Annotated in this window: 13 protein-coding genes; 4 read left to right on the plus strand and 9 right to left on the minus strand. The window is 70.0% G+C overall.

Going from position 1 to position 16608, the window contains the following annotated elements; genetic code table 11:
* Nucleotides 1-84: 84 nt before the first annotated feature.
* A complete protein-coding gene (locus tag ACF08M_RS24930) occupies nucleotides 85-1416 on the minus strand; it encodes an N-acetylmuramoyl-L-alanine amidase (protein ID WP_392187493.1) in 1332 nt (443 codons plus the stop codon).
* Between the two features lie 384 nt (nucleotides 1417-1800).
* Between ACF08M_RS24930 and ACF08M_RS24935 the strand changes: the two genes are divergently transcribed.
* Nucleotides 1801-4014 (plus strand): germacradienol/geosmin synthase, encoded by a 2214-nt coding sequence (locus ACF08M_RS24935; RefSeq protein WP_392187494.1) that lies wholly within the window; start codon nucleotides 1801-1803, stop codon nucleotides 4012-4014.
* Here ACF08M_RS24935 and ACF08M_RS24940 read toward each other — a convergent pair.
* From ACF08M_RS24940 to ACF08M_RS24970, 7 genes are all read right to left on the minus strand, one after another.
* Complete coding sequence (locus tag ACF08M_RS24940; RefSeq protein ID WP_392187495.1) at nucleotides 3990-6392, minus strand: glycoside hydrolase N-terminal domain-containing protein; 2403 nt, start codon at nucleotides 6390-6392, stop codon at nucleotides 3990-3992. The two genes, ACF08M_RS24935 and ACF08M_RS24940, sit on opposite strands and share 25 nt — an antisense overlap.
* 148 nt (nucleotides 6393-6540) lie before the next feature.
* A complete protein-coding gene (locus ACF08M_RS24945) occupies nucleotides 6541-7041 on the minus strand; it encodes a hypothetical protein (protein WP_018550733.1) in 501 nt (166 codons plus the stop codon).
* Nucleotides 7042-7170: 129 nt separating this feature from the next.
* The gene (locus ACF08M_RS24950; RefSeq protein ID WP_392187496.1) at nucleotides 7171-7578 is read right to left on the minus strand and encodes an ACT domain-containing protein; all 408 of its coding nucleotides are present in this window, start codon (nucleotides 7576-7578) and stop codon (nucleotides 7171-7173) included.
* Between the two features lie 343 nt (nucleotides 7579-7921).
* Entirely contained in the window at nucleotides 7922-9088 is a 1167-nt protein-coding gene (locus tag ACF08M_RS24955; RefSeq protein ID WP_392187497.1) for a thiolase domain-containing protein, read from the minus strand.
* The gene (locus ACF08M_RS24960) at nucleotides 9081-10133 is read right to left on the minus strand and encodes a thiolase domain-containing protein (protein ID WP_392187498.1); all 1053 of its coding nucleotides are present in this window, start codon (nucleotides 10131-10133) and stop codon (nucleotides 9081-9083) included. The genes ACF08M_RS24955 and ACF08M_RS24960 overlap by 8 nt, the downstream gene beginning before the upstream one ends.
* A complete protein-coding gene (locus ACF08M_RS24965; protein ID WP_392187499.1) occupies nucleotides 10134-11087 on the minus strand; it encodes a Zn-ribbon domain-containing OB-fold protein in 954 nt (317 codons plus the stop codon).
* A 15-nt stretch (nucleotides 11088-11102) separates the two neighbouring features.
* Nucleotides 11103-11903, minus strand: coding sequence for a crotonase/enoyl-CoA hydratase family protein (locus ACF08M_RS24970; RefSeq protein WP_392187500.1), 801 nt, complete (start codon nucleotides 11901-11903; stop codon nucleotides 11103-11105).
* A 167-nt stretch (nucleotides 11904-12070) separates the two neighbouring features.
* Here ACF08M_RS24970 and ACF08M_RS24975 point away from each other — a divergent pair, with 167 nt between their 5' ends.
* From ACF08M_RS24975 to ACF08M_RS24985, 3 genes are all read left to right on the plus strand, one after another.
* The gene (locus ACF08M_RS24975; protein ID WP_392187501.1) at nucleotides 12071-13699 is read left to right on the plus strand and encodes an acyl-CoA synthetase; all 1629 of its coding nucleotides are present in this window, start codon (nucleotides 12071-12073) and stop codon (nucleotides 13697-13699) included.
* A 249-nt stretch (nucleotides 13700-13948) separates the two neighbouring features.
* Nucleotides 13949-15016 carry a nitrous oxide reductase family maturation protein NosD gene (locus ACF08M_RS24980; RefSeq protein ID WP_392187502.1) on the plus strand — a complete coding sequence of 356 codons (1068 nt, stop codon included), beginning with the start codon at nucleotides 13949-13951 and terminating at the stop codon, nucleotides 15014-15016.
* A gap of 34 nt (nucleotides 15017-15050) precedes the next feature.
* Entirely contained in the window at nucleotides 15051-16136 is a 1086-nt protein-coding gene (locus ACF08M_RS24985) for a methyltransferase (RefSeq protein ID WP_392187503.1), read from the plus strand.
* Nucleotides 16137-16210: 74 nt separating this feature from the next.
* Here the strand turns inward: ACF08M_RS24985 and ACF08M_RS24990 are convergent, their stop codons facing one another.
* A complete protein-coding gene (locus tag ACF08M_RS24990; RefSeq protein WP_392187504.1) occupies nucleotides 16211-16543 on the minus strand; it encodes a TcmI family type II polyketide cyclase in 333 nt (110 codons plus the stop codon).
* Nucleotides 16544-16608: the final 65 nt, after the last annotated feature.

Genomic DNA, 16608 nt, shown 5'->3' on the forward strand with positions numbered 1-16608 from the left:
CCTGGTCGGCGTGCGCATGCAGGGCCTTCTCCTGGTCGTACGGACACACGGTCCCGGCGCGGTCCCGACGGCTCGGGTGTGGTCTCAGCGGGTGCGCACGATGTCCACGTCGGATGCCTTCACGAAGGCGACCCGGTGGCCGATCTGCACCGTCACGTATTTCTCCTTGCCGCGGAAATAGGCGTGGTCGAACGGGTACGAGGAGTCGATCGTCGGGGCGTAGAAGTAGCCCGTGGGTGCTTCACCGCCGCCCGGGTAGGACTGGCCGGCCTTGATCGTGTACTGCAGCGGCGAGCCCGCCCGCTGGTCCGCGAAGCCCGCGGGGTACTCGGACTTCTCCGGGTATGCCACCCCGTACACCGGCACGTCCGTACGGCCGGCCTTCGGCCTGACCACGTAGCCGGAGGTGGGCGTGGTGGTGCGGGTGTGGGCCGGGGTCCGGAACCATGCCTTCTGGCCGTACCACCAGATCGCCGTCCAGCCGGGGGCGTGGTCCGCGACGACGGCCTGCTGGGTGGCGCTGATCTTGCTTCCCCAGTCGGCGACGCAGTTCGTGCCGGGCGAGCCGTCGGTGTGGAGGCCGGGGTCGGAGAAGAGCGGTGCGTCGTCGGACGGTGCGGTGTGGAGCGGGACGGCGCTGGATCCCTGGACCGGCAGGTCGACGCCCTTCTCGCAGTCGCGGAACGCCTGCTTGTTCTTCTTGAAGTACGGGCTGACGGTGACGAGTTCGCTGTTCTTCGGGGCGCTGGGCACGGTGGGCTTGCCGAGCAGCGCCATGAAGTGATTCCAGTCCCAGTAGGTGCCCGGGTCCCAGTGCATGTTCTTGGTGCCGGCGGCGCCGGTGGGTGGCACACCGTCGTGGCCGATGATGTGCTGGCGGTCGAGCGGTATGTCGTACTTGGCGGCGAGGTAGCGCACCAGCTCGGCGGTGGAGCGGTACATCTCGGGGGTGTACCACTTGGCGCCGTCGACGGCGACGCCCTCCTGCTCGATGCCTATGGAGTGGCTGTTGATGTACCAGTTGCCGGCCTGCCAGGCGACGTCCTTGCCCTTGACCATCTGGGTGACGTGACCGTCGCCCGAGCGCACCACATAGTGGGCGGAAGTCTGTTTCAGCGGGTTCTGGAAGATCTTCAGGGTGGTGTCGAAGTCTTCCTCGGTGTCGTGCAGAACGATGAATCTGATCTTGTTGGTGTGCGGCCGGTCCGAGGTGTCGTAGTTCCCGTACGTCTCCTTGTCGGCCGGGTCGCCGGTCTGCCGGTAGGCCGCCGGTACCCAGTCGCATACGAGACCGCGCGGGCATTCCGGCCGCACCCCGGCTGCACCGGCCTGCGCCGCGGGACTGAGCAGTGCCATGCTCAGCGCACCGACCGTGGTCAGCGCGAGTGCCAGTCCGGTCTTCTGCTTGGACGTCATGACAACCCTTCTTGGAGCCGTGCGTGATGGAGCCGTGCGTGATCCGATCCCACTGTTCCGCTGTGCGCGCACACTCTCCGACCTGAGGTGATGGTGCGTCAAGGGTCAAGTGGAGCTGATGGGTCGAGCCAGTGGACCAGACCACTGGCACGGTGTCTGACCTGCGGCCGGAAAGAAGCAACCGGCCGCTGACAACACCTCGTGGACCACGCCCCGCGGGCGGTCGGCCGACCGGTGACACGCGCGGACGCGCCACGGACGAGCACACCTTTTGTGTGACTAATCCAGGATGTGCGTGCCCCGCACGGCCAAGGGGTAGTGCTCGCGCGGACACCACCGGTCCGTGCGGCGAACGCATGGAGATCTCGGAAAGGCCGGACGCACATGGCTCAGCCCTTCACCCTGCCGGACTTCTACGTTCCGTATCCGGCGCGGCTCAACGCCCATGTCGAGGAGGCACGGCAGCACACCAAGAAGTGGGCGCGCAGCATAGGAATGCTGGAGGGTTCGGGCATCTGGGAGGAGAAGGACCTCGACTCCCACGACTACGCGCTGCTGTGCGCGTACACCCACCCCGACTGCTCGTCCGAGGCTCTCTCCCTGGTCACCGACTGGTACGTATGGGTCTTCTTCTTCGACGACCACTTCCTGGAGCTGTTCAAGCGCACCCCGGACCGCGAGGGCGGAAAACGGTATCTGGACCGGCTGCCGGCCTTCATGCCGATGGACCGCAACGCCCCGATGCCGGAACCGACGAACCCGGTCGAGGCGGGGCTGGCCGACCTGTGGGCACGGACGGTGCCGAGCATGTCCGAAGCCTGGCTGCTCCGGTTCGCCGAGGCGACGAAGAACCTGCTCAACGAGTCGCTGTGGGAGCTCGCCAACATCAACGAGGGACGCATCGCGAACCCCGTCGAGTACATCGAGATGCGCCGCAAGGTGGGCGGGGCCCCCTGGTCGGCGGGGCTCGTGGAGTACGCGGCGGGTGCGGAGGTCCCCGAGTCGGTGGCCGACGAGCGTGCGCTGCGCGTGCTGCGGGATGCCTTCTCCGACGGCGTACACCTGCGCAATGACCTCTTCTCGTACCAGCGGGAGGTCGAGGACGAGGGCGAGAACAGCAATGGGGTGCTGGTACTTGAGCATTTCCTCGGCTGCTCCACGCAGGAGGCCGCCGACGCGGTGAACGATCTGCTGACGTCGCGGCTCCAGCAGTTCGAGAACACGGCGCTCACCGAACTCGGTCCGCTCTGCGCGGAGAAGGGGCTCGACCCGGCGGACACCGCGGCGGTACTGGCGTACGTCAAGGGGTTGCAGGACTGGCAGTCGGGCGGTCATGAGTGGCACATGCGCTCCAGCCGCTACATGAACGGCGGCGGCGCCGGTGGCACAGGACCCGGTTTCGGCATGTCCGCGGCGTCGATCCGACTGACCCCCCGCTCCGAGTCGGCCCGGCTGCGCAGCCACACCCATGTGCCGTACCAGCATGTCGGCCCGTCCCTGCTGCCCGACTTCGAGCTGCCGTTCGGCACCACCCTCAGCCCGCATCTGGGCGGGGCGCGGGTACGGATCGTCGACTGGGCGAACCGCATGGGGATCCTGGAGGCGCAGCCGGGCGTGCCGGGATCGCACATCTGGGACGAGGCGCGGCTCGTCGCGATCGATCTGCCGCTGTGCGCGGCCGGGCTGCATCCGGATGCGACACCGGAGGAACTGGATCTTTCCTCCCAGTGGCTGACCTGGGGGACGTACGGCGACGACTGGTTCCCGGTGGTGCACGGCAGGCCGCGTGATCTGGCGGGGGCCAGGCTCGCCAATGAGCGGCTTTCGCTGTTCATGCCCCTCGACGGGGCCGGAACGCCCGAGCCGGTCAATGCCCTGGAGCGCGCGCTGGCCGATCTCTGGGCGAAGACCTCGGCCCCGATGGACGCGGGCGGGCGCCGCGCCTTCCGTACGGCGGTCGAGGACATGACCGCGAGCTGGGTGTGGGAGCTGGCGAACCAGGTGCAGAACCGCATCCCCGACCCGGTGGACTACATCGAGATGCGGCGCAAGACCTTCGGTTCCGATCTCACGATGAGTCTGTGCCGTCTTGGGCACGGCAGGAAGGTGCCGCCGGAGATCTACCACAGTGGGCCGCTGCGCTCGCTGGAGAACGCGGCGTCGGACTACGCGTGTCTGCTCAACGACCTGTTCTCGTACCAGAAGGAGATCGAGTACGAGGGCGAGGTGCACAATGGCGTCCTGGTCGTGCAGAACTTCTTCGGGGTGGACTATCCGACCGGGGTGGCGATCGTGCACGACCTGATGAAGTCGCGGCTGCGGCAGTTCCTGCACGTCGCCGAGCAGGAACTCCCGTTGCTGTACGACGACTTCGGGCTGGACGCGGAGGCGAGGAAGATCCTGGCCGGGTACGTGCAGGAGCTCAGGCACTGGCTCGCGGGGATCCTGATCTGGCACCGGGGCTGCCGGCGCTACCGCGAGGAGGACCTGCGGCGGGGCACCGGCACCCCGTGGTACCTCAGCGGTCCCACGGGGCTCGGTGTCTCGGCGGCGCGGGTGACCGCGCTGTTCGCTCAGCCCTCGGCCGTCAGCGTGTAGCGTCCGCCCGCACGCGCCTTGAAGACCTTCTCGCCGCTCGCGAACAGCGAGCTGCGGACGGTCACTTCGCGGCTGCGGCTCGCCGTGATCACCACACGGCGGGCCTGCCCCGCGGCCCATTCGATGTCGACGGTGAAGCCGCCCCGGGCGCGCAGACCGCGTACCGACCCGTCCGGCCAGTTCGCCGGGAGGGCCGGGAGGATCTCGACGGCGTCGTGCTGACTCTGCAGCAGCATTTCGGCGATGCCCGAGGTGGCGCCGAAGTTGCCGTCGATCTGGAACGGCGGGTGGGTGTCCCAGAGGTTGGGCAGGGTGGAATTCTTCAGCTGTTCGGCGAGCATCCTGTGGGCGTGGTCGCCGTCGCGCAGCCGCGCCCAGAAGTTGATCTTCCATGCCTTGGACCAGCCGGTGCCGCCGTCGCCGCGCGCGCCGAGGGAGACCTTGGCCGCTTCGGCCCACGTGCTGCCGGGTTCGATCTGCCGCCCGGGGTGCAGGGCGAAGAGGTGCGAGACATGGCGGTGGTCGTCGGCCGGGTCGTCGCGGTCGGTCTTCCACTCCTGGAGCTGGCCCCAGGAACCGATCCGCAGCCCGGGGTCGAGCCGGTCGAGGGCGGCCTCCAGGCGGCTGCGGAAGGCGGGTGCGTCACCGAGGGTGCGGGCGGCTTCCAGGGTGTTGGTGAGGAGGTCGTGAACGATCTGCTGGGACATCGCGGCACCGGCGGTGAAATCGCCGTGCTCGGGTGAGTAGCTGGGAGTGACGACGAGCAGTCCGTCGCGCGGGTCGGTGTGCAGGTTGGCCAGCCAGAATTCGGCGGCCTCCTTCATCGCGGGGTAGGCGGTGGAGCGCAGATAGCCGGTGGAGCCGCCGAACCGGTAGTGCTCGTACATCTGCTGGGTCAGCCAGGCGGCGGCCTCGGGGAACCAGAAGGCGGTGGACCAGTCGTGGACGCCGGTGAAGCCGTACGGATTGGTCTCGTTGTGCACGATCCAGCCGGCGGTCCCGAACATCTCCTTCGCCGTTCGCCGGCCCGGGGCGCGCATCGCTTCGACGTAGCGGTCGTACGGTGCGGTGGTCTCGGCGAGGTTGGTGGCCTCGGCGAGCCAGTAGTTCATCTGCAGGTTGATGTTGCTGTGGTAGTCGGCGGACCACGGCGGGGTGGTGGAGTTGTTCCAGACGCCCTGGAGGTTGGCGGGCAGCGAACCGGCCCGCGACGAGGCGATCAGCAGGTAGCGGCCGTACTGGAAGAACAACGCTTCCAGGGCCCGGTTCGCGGGGCTCGTACCGTCCGTGTACCGGGCGAGCAGCTGATCGGTGGGCAGGTCCGGCAGTTGCTGGCCGATGTCGAGGGCGACCCGGTCGAAGAGGGACCGGTGGTCGCGTACGTGGGTGCCACGGACTTTCTCGTACGCGGTGCGGGCGGCCGCGTCCACCGCGGCGGTGACCGCTGCGTGCGGGTCGTCGCCGCGGTAGGAGGGGTAGCGGTCGGCGTAGTCGGTGGCCGCGGCGAGGGCGAACCAGGCGCTGTCGGCGCCGGTGACGGTGAGAGTGCCGTCCGCACCGGCGGTGACGGTGCCGCCGCTGGTCCGGACGCGGATCTGGGCCTCGAAGCGCAGGCCGTTGTCCTTCAGCGCACCGCGCACGGTGAGCCGGTCCTGGTCGGCGGTGACGGTGCAGTCGTCGCGGGGTGAGGTGTAGCGCAGGGTGAACGACACCTGTCCCGGATGGTCGGCGGCGAGGCGCCCCACGATGACCCTGTCCGGGTGGGAGACGAAGAACTCCCTTGTGTGGACGGTGCCTTGGTGGGCGTACGCGACGGCGGCGAGGGCGTTGCGCAGATCGAGGGTGCGCCGGTAGGAGGCGTCGGGGGCGGCCGGGGCGTTCGGCAGATCCAGCCGCAGGTCGCCGAAGACCTGGTAGGCGCCGTAGCCGCGGCGTGCCTGGCCGAGCTCGGCGGCGACCATGTCCGGGTCGAGAGCGCCCTGACTGTCGAGGCGTTGTTGTACGCCGGTGAGGGCACCCGGCCTGGGGGTGGTCCAGTTCCCGAAGTCGTAGCCCTCGGCGGAACCGGGGCCGCCGGTCCACAGCGTCTTCTCATTGAAGGTGAGCCGCTCGGAGGCAAGTGTCCCGTACACGCTCGCACCGAGGGCACCGCCGCCGATGGGCAGCGACTCACGCTCCCAGTTCGCGGCCGGGGTGTCGTACCGGAGGGTGAGCCCCGCCGCTTCCTTCGCGTAGGCGGAGCCTGCCGCCATCGTCGATTCATCGGAGGTACCGACGGCCGCCGCCGTGCCGGAGAGAGCAGGAATTCCCAGCGCCAGAGCACCGGTTGCGCCAATCGCTGTCTTCACTGTGGTGCGTCGCGTCATCCCGGATGTCATGCGGCTGACGGTAGAGGTCGGACGACTGGCCCGACAAGGCACACGACGAAGCGGCCTCTTGGACAGAGGCCGCGAGCACTTGGACAGTTGGCTGTGTGTGCGCCCCGCAGCCGCCCGGTGCATACGGGCGGCCGGCGAAGGAACGTTTCTAGCCCTGCTGGAACAGCTCGGCGGGCAGGGGCTTCAGCAGGGTGTACAGATCGTCGGTGATCGGCCGGTCCCAGCTGGCGATGGTGACGAGCACGCCGTCGCTGCGGTCGAACTGGACGCAGGAGATCCGGCTCTCGGAGAGCTTGACGCGGCGGACGATCAGCAGGTTGTCGCCCTGCATCACGGGCATGTCCTCGGTGCCGGTGACCTCGACCGGTTCGTCGTTCTCGAGCGCGAGCAGCAGCTGGGCGACCTCGAACGGGACCTGGCCCTCCTCGGTCTCGCGGGCGGGCGATCCCTCCGGGAGATTGCCGATGATCATCGCGGGGCCGCGGCCGCCGAACAGGTCGTAGCGGAGAAAGACGCCCTGACAGCTCCCGTCGGGCGCGGGCAGCAGACCGGCACCGAGATTTCCGGGCCAGTCGCCCGGGTCCATGGCCAGGACGTCGAAGTCGGGGCCCGCGGGTGTGGCGGCGCTACGGCGGCGGAGGAAGGACATGCAGACATGTTACGTGTCCCGGCTCACGTTGCGGAGCCGGGTCCGCGCAGGGCGGGGCTCCGTCGGGCCCACGGCCCGGGCCCGACGGCCCCACGGACCGGCCGCCGACCGGGTTGCCCGGCCGGTGCCTCAGAGCCTGTCGGATTCCGCGGCCAGCGTCTCCAGCACTCCGACCGCCTCGGCGGCACGGTCATACGGAACGAACAGGTGATCGTGATGGAAGCCCGCCACCACGTTGCAGCTCAGCCCGGCGTCGGTGAGCGCCAGGGACACGGCCGCAGTGAGCCCCACCGCGTCGAGTGCGGAGTGGACACGGAGCGTGATCCAGCCCGCCACGTAGTCGTATCGCAGACCCGCCGAGACGGCTTGCTCCTCCGGCAGCACCAGGGTGAGCCCCTCGGGCTCGGTGACGGTGACGACCGGGTCGACGCCCTCGGGCGCCGCACCGTGGGGCGTGGTGATGAAGACGTAGCGGCCCGGGTTCAGCTCGGGTCGCATGCCGCTCAGCAGGGTTCGCAGATCGTTCTCGCCTGTCACGGTCACCACCGTACGTGGCGCGGCTCCGCTCGCGATGGCGGCCCCGGGCACCATGGCCACGGGACGGCTCGCATCACTCCTGGCGGGGGTGCTCCTCAGCGAAGTACCGCACACGACGCCGGGCGTGACAGGCGCGCAGCGCCGTGCGGTCCGGCCCGTCGAGGACTCCGGGGGCGGCGCGGGCAAGGGCGGCGGGCGACGCCCGATCCGCCGTTGCGCCGACCGGGTGGCGGCGGACGGCGGGTTCGCGGCCCGGTGCCCGGTGCGGGCGCACCCTTGGCCACCGTGAGCGGCCCGGGACAGGCCGCGTGAGGGGCTTCCTCCGGCCCCGGGCCGCCCGCGGTCAGCCGGTGGGGGGTTCGGCTCCGACCAGCCACATGGCGAAGAACTGCGCCCCGCCGCCGTAGGCGTGGCCGAGCGCCCTTCGCGCCCCCGCCACCTGGTGCTCGCCCGCCTGTCCCCGTACCTGCAGCGCGGCCTCGGCGAAGCGGATCATGCCGGAGGCGCCGATGGGGTTGGTGGAGAGCACCCCGCCCGAGGGGTTCACGGGCAGGTCGCCGTCGAGTTCGGTGACGCCGGATTCGGTGAGTTTCCAGCCCTCGCCCTCCTCGGCGAAGCCGAGGTTCTCCAGCCACATGGGCTCGTACCAGGAGAACGGCACATACATCTCGACGGCGTCGATCTCCCGCCGCGGGTCGCTGATTCCCGCCTGCCGGTAGACGTCGGCGGCGCAGTCCTTGCCCGCCCTCGGCGAGACGAAGTCCTTGCCGGCGAAGAGGGTCGGTTCGCTGCGCATCGCGCCGCCGTGCACCCACGCGGGCGGATGCGGCGCGCGGTCCGCTCCGGCACGGTCGGTGAGGATCATCGCGCAGGCCCCGTCGGAGGACGGGCAGGTCTCCGAGTAGCGGATCGGATCCCAGAGCATCGGTGCGGACTGGACCTTCTCCAGGGTGATGTCCGGGTCGTGGATGTGCGCGTACGGGTTTCTGAGCGCGTTGCGCCGGTCCTTGTAGGCGACGAGTGAGCCGATCGTGTCGGGCGCCCCGGTGCGGCGCATGTAGGCCCGGACGTGCGGGGCGAAGAAACCGCCCGCTCCGGCCAGCAGCGGTTGCTGGAACGGGATGGGCAGCGAGAGGCCCCACATGGCGTTGGACTCGGACTGCTTCTCGAAGGCGAGCGTGAGGACGGTGCGGTGCACCCGCGCGGAGACCAGATTCGCGGCGACGAGTGCTGTGGAGCCGCCGACCGAACCCGCGGTGTGCACCCGGAGCATCGGCTTGCCGACCGCGCCGAGGGCGTCGGCGAGGTAGAGCTCCGGCATCATCAGCCCCTCGAAGAAGTCGGGTGCCTTGCCGATGACGACGGCGTCGATGTCCGCCCAGGTCAGTCCGGCGTCCTCCAGCGCGCGGACGGCGGCCTCTCGGACGAGTCCGGCGATGGAGACGTCCCGGCGGGCGGAGACGTGCTTCGTCTGGCCGATGCCGACGACGGCCACGGGCTCCTCAGGCATGAGCACTCTCCCCTTCGAGTACGGCGACCAGGTTCTGTTGCAGGCAGGGACCGGAGGTGGCGTGGGCGAGAGCCCGGTCGGACTCGCCCCGGTGGATCCGGGCCGCGGCCTCGCCGAGACGGATCAGCCCGGCGGCCATGATCGGGTTGGCGGCGAGCGCACCGCCGGACGGGTTGACAGTGACGCCGGCATCGAGCCGCAGCGCCTTGCGCAGCACCACCTCCTGGGAGGTGAAAGGGGCGTGCAACTCCGCGGTGTCCACCGGCCGTTCGAAGACACCGGCACGGGTCGCGGCGAGCCGGGTGGACGGTGATTCGGTCAGCTCGCGGACGCCGAGGCCGTGGGCCTCGATGCGGTGGTCGATCCCGCGGATCCATGCGGGACGGGCGCACAGGGCCCGTGCGGTTTCCCCGGCGGCGAGGATCACGGCTGCGGCGCCGTCGCCGATCGGTGGGCAGTCACCGGTGCGCAGTGGCCGTACGACGTACTCACCGGCCGGGACCGGGCCGGCGAGCTGGACGTGCGGATGGTCCGCGGCGGCGGTGCGGCTGCGGGTGGCGATCGCGGCGAGGGCGGCCTCGTCGGTGTCGCCCGCGTCGATCAGTGCCTGCGCCTGGAGTGCGGCGAGGGCGACGGAGTCCGGCCAGAGCGGGCCGACGTAGTACGGGTCGAGCTGCCGGGTGAGGACGTCACGCACCTCACCGGGCGAGGACTTTCCGTAGGCGTAGACGAGCGCGGTGTCGGCGGCGCCCGTCTGGATCTTCACCCAGGCCTCGTACAGTGCCCAGGCGCCGTCCATCTCCACATGGGACTCGGATATCGGCGGGTACGCGCCGACGCCGTCGAGCGCCATGGTGAAGGAGAAGGCGCGGCCCGCGAGGTAGTCGCTGGAGCCGGAACAGGTGAAGCCGATGTCGCTCGTCCTGAGACCGGTCGTGTCGAGGACCTGATGGAGGATGGGCATCAGCATCTCGACTTCGGAGAGTTCGTCGGTGCGCCTCAGGTGGTCGGTCTGCGCGAAGGCGACGATCGCCACGTCTCGCATCTACAGCAACTCCTTGTACGCGTCGTAGTCGGCGTCCGGCTCGCCGGTCGGCCGGTAGTGATCGGGGTGACGCCCGCCCTCGGTCCAGACGGGTTCGACACGCAGCCCCATGCGCACCTGGTCGTACGGGATGCCGCCGATCCGGGCGTGCAGGGCGAGGTCGGCGCCGTCGAGGGCGATGTGCGCGTAGACGTAGGGCACTTCGATGTCGAGATTCGCCGTGTGAGCAGCCTTGATGTTGACGATGCAGTACGTGGTCACGGTGCCGCGCGGGCCGACCTCGACCTGTTCCGCGGTGGCGACCCCGCACGTGGGGCAGGCGCCGCGGGGCGGCACGTACACCTTGGCGCAGGACGGGCAGCGCTCCCCGACGACGCGCTGTTCGGAGAGTGCGCCGAGGTACGCGCTCTGCGCGCGGCCGGGGGTGTACCGGTAGTCGAGGCGGGCGGGGGTGACGATGCCGGTGACGGGATCGCCGGACTCGCCTCCGTGCGGGGCGGACCGGCCGGTGCCGCCGCCGTCGTACGGTTCGAAGCAGGCGATGTCCGTGATGGCGCCGGTCCGCTCGGGGGCCCAGCGGATCCGTACCCGCAGGCCGGTGCGGACGGCTTCCGGGCCGGGCACGTCCAGGGCGTGCAGCAGAGCGGTGTCGGCGCCGTCGAGCCGGACGAGGACCCAGGCGAAGGGGGTGTCGAGGGGCTGGCCGCGGCGCGGGGCGGGGTTCCACGCCCAGGTGGTGACCGTGCCGGTGACGGCGACCTCGGTCAGTTCGCGGATCTCCTCGGCGGTGACGGGGTCGTACTCGACGGGTGGGACGAGAACCTTTCCCCCGACGGTCCGGACGCCCAGGACGGTGCCTGCGCGCAGCCCGGTCAGGAAGGCGCTCTGGACCGGGCCGAGCGAGCGGGTGAAGGGGAATTCGACCACCAGCGGTGCGCTGAGGATGTCGGGCACGGTTGCCTCCTTGGCTCAGGCGCGCCGGTAGACGGGCGGGCGCTTCTCGGCGAAGGCGCGGGCGCCTTCCTTGGCGTCTTCGGTGGCGAAGACCGGCCAGCCGCGCTTCAGTTCGGCGGCGAGGCCCTCGGTCTCGGTCAGCTCGGCGCTCTCGTACACGGACGCCTTGACGGCCTCGACGGCGAGCGGTCCGCAGGCGTTGATCCGCTCGGCGACCTCGAGGGCCTGTGCCAGCACGGTGCCGTCGGGGACGACCCGGCCGATCAGCCCGATGCCGGCCGCCTCCTCGGCACTGTAGGGACGCCCGGTGAGCAGCATTTCGAGCGCGTGGGTACGGGCGATCTGGCGCGGCAGCCGTACCGTCGACCCTCCGATGGGGAAGAGTCCGCGGGCTACCTCGAAGAGCCCGAAGGTGGCGCTCGCCCCGGCGATGCGGATGTCGGTGCCCTGGAGGATCTCGGTGCCGCCTGCCACGCAGTGGCCCTCGACGGCGGCGACGACCGGTTTGCGAGGGCGGTGGTGGCGCAGCATCGCCTTCCAGTGCAGATCGGGGTCGGCGGTCATCCGGTCGCGGTACTGCTCGCCCTCCATCCCCTTGCCGGCCAGGGCTTTGAGGTCCATGCCGGCACAGAAACAGCCGCCCGCACCGGTGAGGACGACGGAGCGGACCGTGTCGTCCGCGTCCGCCGCCAGCCAGCCGTCGTACAGCCCGACCAGCATCGGCAGCGAGAGGGCGTTCTTCGCCTCCGGCCTGTTCAAGGTGAGCACCAGTGTGGCGCCCTCGCGCCGCACGGTGAGGTGTTCGGTACCACCCATTGCCTGCCTCCCGTCTCAAGACCTAGAACAGGTTGCAGTAGGCGGGGGGCCAGTTCAATAGTTTTCTGACAGTCAGTCAGATTTCTTCGGCGGCCCCTCTTCCCACTTGTGCCTCCCGGCGCTCTAATGACCGCCGGGCCAGTCAGCATCCGGGGTCAGGAGGAACGGTGGAGTACAACCTTGCCGACCTGTTCGAGTCGGTCGTCGACGCGGTCCCGGAACGCGAGGCGCTCGTCTACCTCGACCACCCCGGTACGGGTGCGGAGCGCCGGCTGACGTACGCGGAGCTGGACGCGGCCGCCAACCGTGTCGCCCACCATCTGATCGAGGCGGGCATCGCCCCTGGGGAACACCTGGGGCTGCACCTCTACAACGGGGTCGAGTATCTCCAGACGGCGCTGGCCTGCCTCAAGGCCCGCATCGTCCCCGTCAACGTCAACTATCGCTACGTGGAAGATGAGTTGGCCTACCTCTACCGGGACGCGGATCTGGCGGCGCTGGTCTTCGACGCCGAGTTCGACGAACGGGTCTCGGCCGCCGCCCCGCAGGCACCGACACTCCGTCACCTGGTCCGGGTGGGGGCCCCGGCCGCGGGCACCACCGGTCCGGACGCCGTGGCGTTCACGGACGCCGAAGCGGCCGGGAGTCCGGAGCGCGGCTTCCCCCCGCGCTCGGCCGACGACCAGTTCATCATCTACACCGGGGGCACCACCGGAATGCCCAAGGGCGTGATGTGGCGTCAGGAGGACCTCTTCTTCTCCGGCCTCGGCGGCGGCGCCCCGACCGGTGAGCCGGTGAAGTCGCCGCAGGAGCTGGCCGAGCGGGTGGCCGCCGGCGGTGACGGGATCACCTTCTTCCCCACTCCCCCGCTGATGCACGGCACGTCGACGCTCACCGCGTTCATCGGGTTCAACTTCGGGCAACGGGTGGTGGTCCACCGCAAGTTCGTGCCCCAGGAGGTGCTCCGTACGATCGAGAAGGAGAAGGTCACCAGCGTGTCCCTGGTGGGCGACGCGATGCTGCGGCCGTTGATCGACGCGCTGCGGGGACCGTTGAAGGGCACCGACTGCTCGTCGATGTTCTCCGTATCCAGCTCGGGTGCGATCATGTCGGACTCGGTGCGTGCGGAGTTCCAGGAACTGGTGCCGACGGTGATGCTGCTGAACAACTTCGGCTCGTCGGAGTCCGGATTCAACGGCACGGCGACGGCCGACTCCGGGCCGGAGAAGGGCTTCCGGCTGCGGGTCAACTACCGCACGGCGGTGGTCGATCCGGTGACCCACGCCCCGGTGGCTCCGGGCGAGCCGGGGCGGATCGCCCAGCGCGGCCATGTGCCGCTCGGGTACTACAACGACCCCCGGAAGACGGCGGAGACGTTCTTCCACAGGGACGGTCAGCGCTGGGTCCTGCTCGGCGACATGGCGACCGTCGACGCGGACGGCATCGTCACGGTCCTCGGCCGGGGTTCGCAGTGCATCAACACCGGGGGCGAGAAGGTGTATCCCGAGGAGGTCGAGCAGGCGCTGAAGGCCCATCCGGATGTGTACGACGCACTGGTCGCCGGGGTGCCCGACGAACGGTGGGGAAACCATGTCGCGGCCGTGGTGCAGCTGCGTGAAGGGGCTGCCGCGCCCTCGCTGGACGACCTCCAGGCGCATTGCAGGACACACCTGGCCGGCTACAAGATCCCCCGTCGGCTGGTGATCGCCGGGCAGATCCGGCGTTCGCCGAGCGGCAAGGCCGACTACCGGTGGGCCCGCTCGGTCGTCGCACCTCGGCCCGGGCCCGAGGACTGAGACCGGGCACCGGGGTCCGGGGCCGACGAGACACCCGAACGGCGGCCGGACCGGCTCCCCCGAGGAACACCCGAACGGCGGCCGGACCGGTTCGCCCGCGACAGAGCCGCTCCGGGTCGCCCGGGCGCGCCGTTGCACGTCCTCCCCGGCACCGTGTGGCCCACCCCGGCGTAAGCCATTCGGGCACGCCAGGTCCCCATCCGCTCACCCTATGTGGCAATGGGGGGAAATCGCCCATAGCTTCGGCTCATGAGGAAACGACACATCAAGAGCCTTGTCCCGGTCGCGGTCGTCTCCGCCGCCGGAATCGGCGCGGCAATCCCCGCCGCCTCAGCCACGAGCGCCCACGTGGTGCAGCCCGGTCAGTCGATCCAGAAGGCGGTGGACGCCGCCCGGCCCGGTGACACCGTCGTCGTCATGCCCGGCACGTACCGGGAGACCGTCCTGATCACCAAGCCGAATCTCACCCTGCGTGGCTTCGGAGGCCGGACCGTCATCCAGCCGGCGGCGAAGGCCCCGCGGTCCGCCGACGCCTGCGCGAAGACCGGCAGCGGTGTCTGCGTCCTGGGCCGGTCCGGCGGGACCGTCGACGGCGTGAGCATCGACTCGCTGACCGTCTCCGGATTCAAGAAGAACGGCGTCTGGGCCTCCTGGACGGACCGGCTGTCCGTGCGGCGGGTGACCGCCGAACACAACGGCGTCTGGGGAATCGCCCAGGAGCGCTCGACCCGCGGCATGTTCATGGGCAACACCGCCCGCGCCAATGGCGACGCGGGCATCTTCGTCGCGAACACCGTCGACGAGGAGGGCGGTGCCACCGACACCCGGGGCACCGAGCTCCAGGACAACACGCTGTCGGGCAACCGGATCGGCTTCACGGCCAGGCGCGTCAGAAACCTCTCCGTCCACGACAACACCTTCACCGCCAACTGCAGCGGTGTGTTCGTCGTGGGCGACGAGGGCAAGCCGCAGGCCGGAGCGATGACGATCCGGTCCAACCAGATCACCGACAACAACAAATTCTGTGCCAAGACCGAACGCCTGCCCGCCATCCAGGGCTCCGGCATCGTGCTCACCGGCGCCGCGGACACCCAGGTGCGCTCGAACACGATCAGCAACAACGTGGGCGCCACGCCGCTCTCCGGCGGCGTCGTGCTGTTCAAGAGCTTCGTGGGCACGAAGAACACCGGCCACACCATCAGCGGCAATGTCGTGCTCGGCAACAAGCCGGCCGACCTGGCCAATGGGGACACCGGTAAGGGCAACACCTTCGTCGCCAACGTCTGCACGAAGTCCACGCCGGCCGGGATGTGCTGATCGGCGCACCCCCGCACGAGGAAGGCGAAACAGCATGACCACTGTGAGTCCCACCCCCGCCACCGCCCCATCGACCTCCGTCCACACCGTCGCCCCGCACCCCGTCCCGCCCCCTCAGCCGGCCATGCAACTGCGCGAGATCGTCTTCGGGGCGGCCCGTGCGGCCGCCGTGCGCGCAGTGGCCCGGCTGGGTGTCGCCGATGTCCTGGGCGAGACGCCCGCGACCGCACAGGAGCTCGCGGCGCTGGTGAAGACCGAGCCGGTGCCCCTGCGCCGGCTGCTGCGCGCGCTGTCCTGCTACGGGATCTTCACCGAGACCCCGGACGGGGACTTCGCCCACACGGAGATGTCCCGCCTGCTGCGCGAGGACGACCCGAACAGCCTGCGCAGCATCTCCCTGTGGTGCACCGAGCCCTGGACCTGGGACGTCTGGCCGCGCCTCGACGAGGCGGTACGCACCGGCAAGAGCGTCTTCGCGGACGTGCACGGCAAGGGTTTCTTCGACTACCTCCACCAGGACGCCCACGAGTCGGCCCAGATCTTCAACCGGGCCATGACCACCTCCAGCATGCAGTCCGCACTGGATGTCGCCGAACTCCTCGACCTCACCGGGGTGTCCGTGGTCGCGGACATCGGCGGCGGCCAGGGGCACGTACTGGCGAGTCTGCTGGAGAAGCACCCATCGGTCCGCGGCACCCTGATGGACCTGCCGGGCGTGGTGGCGCGGGCCGACGCCCGGCTGCGGGACGAGGGACCGCTCGTCGGCCGGACTCGTATCGTGGCCGGGGACTGCCGCGAGGCGATCCCCGTCGAGGCCGATCTCTACATCATCAAGAACATCCTGGAGTGGGACGACGACAGCACGCGCCGGACATTGCGCAATGTCGTCGCCGCGGCCCGCCCGGGAGCCAGGGTCGTCATCATCGAGAACCTCGTCGACGACACCCCCTCGATGCGGTTCACCACCGCGATGGACCTGCTGCTGCTCCTCAACGTCGGCGGCGCGAAACACACACGGGAGAGCCTGGTCGCCCGGATCTCGGACGCCGGCCTGCTGATCGGCGAGGTCGTACCGGTCAACGCCTACCTCCACGCCTTCGAATGCGTGGTCCCGGACTGATTCCCCTCCCCCGGGAGCGATGGAGACCGCCCCGGGTCCGGCCGACTGGCCGGACCCGGGGCGGTCTCCATCGCTCAAGCGGTGACGCCGCGTTCCCACCGGTAGAACTCGTGGGCCATGGCGTCCTTCGGGCTGCGCCAGGTCTTCGGGTCGTACGCGCTCACATACGCGGTGAGCTTGTCGCTGATGTCCTTGAACTCCGGGTGCTCCGTCATCTTGGCGATCTCGGGGCCCGGCGGGCGCTCCGATTCGATCAGGTGCAGATAGACGTCGCCGAACTGGAACAGCTTGCGCCCGGTGACGCCGATGAGGTGCGGCAGTTCGGTGCTGTCGGAGGCCGCGAACAGGTCGGCGATGTCCGGCGCCGAACCGGGTGCCATCCGGGCGACGATCAGAGCGTGGTGCATCGTGGGATGCCTTTCTGGTTCCCGGCCCGGCACCCGGCCGGACGGCGGGGTGCCGGACCGTGGGG

The organism is Streptomyces sp. NPDC015032, assembly GCF_043080425.1.
GTDB lineage: Bacteria > Actinomycetota > Actinomycetes > Streptomycetales > Streptomycetaceae > Streptomyces.

What these genes read in the sequence shown, in the direction of transcription:
- ACF08M_RS24990 (WP_392187504.1), bottom strand. Translation starts at nt 16,543, where the DNA reads ATGCACCACGCTCTGATCGTCGCCCGGATGGCACCCGGTTCGGCGCCG.
- ACF08M_RS24930 (WP_392187493.1), bottom strand. Translation starts at nt 1,416, where the DNA reads ATGACGTCCAAGCAGAAGACCGGACTGGCACTCGCGCTGACCACGGTC.
- ACF08M_RS24945 (WP_018550733.1), bottom strand. Translation starts at nt 7,041, where the DNA reads ATGTCCTTCCTCCGCCGCCGTAGCGCCGCCACACCCGCGGGCCCCGAC.
- ACF08M_RS24970 (WP_392187500.1), bottom strand. Translation starts at nt 11,903, where the DNA reads ATGGGTGGTACCGAACACCTCACCGTGCGGCGCGAGGGCGCCACACTG.
- ACF08M_RS24980 (WP_392187502.1), top strand. Translation starts at nt 13,949, where the DNA reads ATGAGGAAACGACACATCAAGAGCCTTGTCCCGGTCGCGGTCGTCTCC.
- ACF08M_RS24985 (WP_392187503.1), top strand. Translation starts at nt 15,051, where the DNA reads ATGACCACTGTGAGTCCCACCCCCGCCACCGCCCCATCGACCTCCGTC.
- ACF08M_RS24935 (WP_392187494.1), top strand. Translation starts at nt 1,801, where the DNA reads ATGGCTCAGCCCTTCACCCTGCCGGACTTCTACGTTCCGTATCCGGCG.
- ACF08M_RS24940 (WP_392187495.1), bottom strand. Translation starts at nt 6,392, where the DNA reads ATGACATCCGGGATGACGCGACGCACCACAGTGAAGACAGCGATTGGC.
- ACF08M_RS24955 (WP_392187497.1), bottom strand. Translation starts at nt 9,088, where the DNA reads ATGCCTGAGGAGCCCGTGGCCGTCGTCGGCATCGGCCAGACGAAGCAC.
- ACF08M_RS24960 (WP_392187498.1), bottom strand. Translation starts at nt 10,133, where the DNA reads ATGCGAGACGTGGCGATCGTCGCCTTCGCGCAGACCGACCACCTGAGG.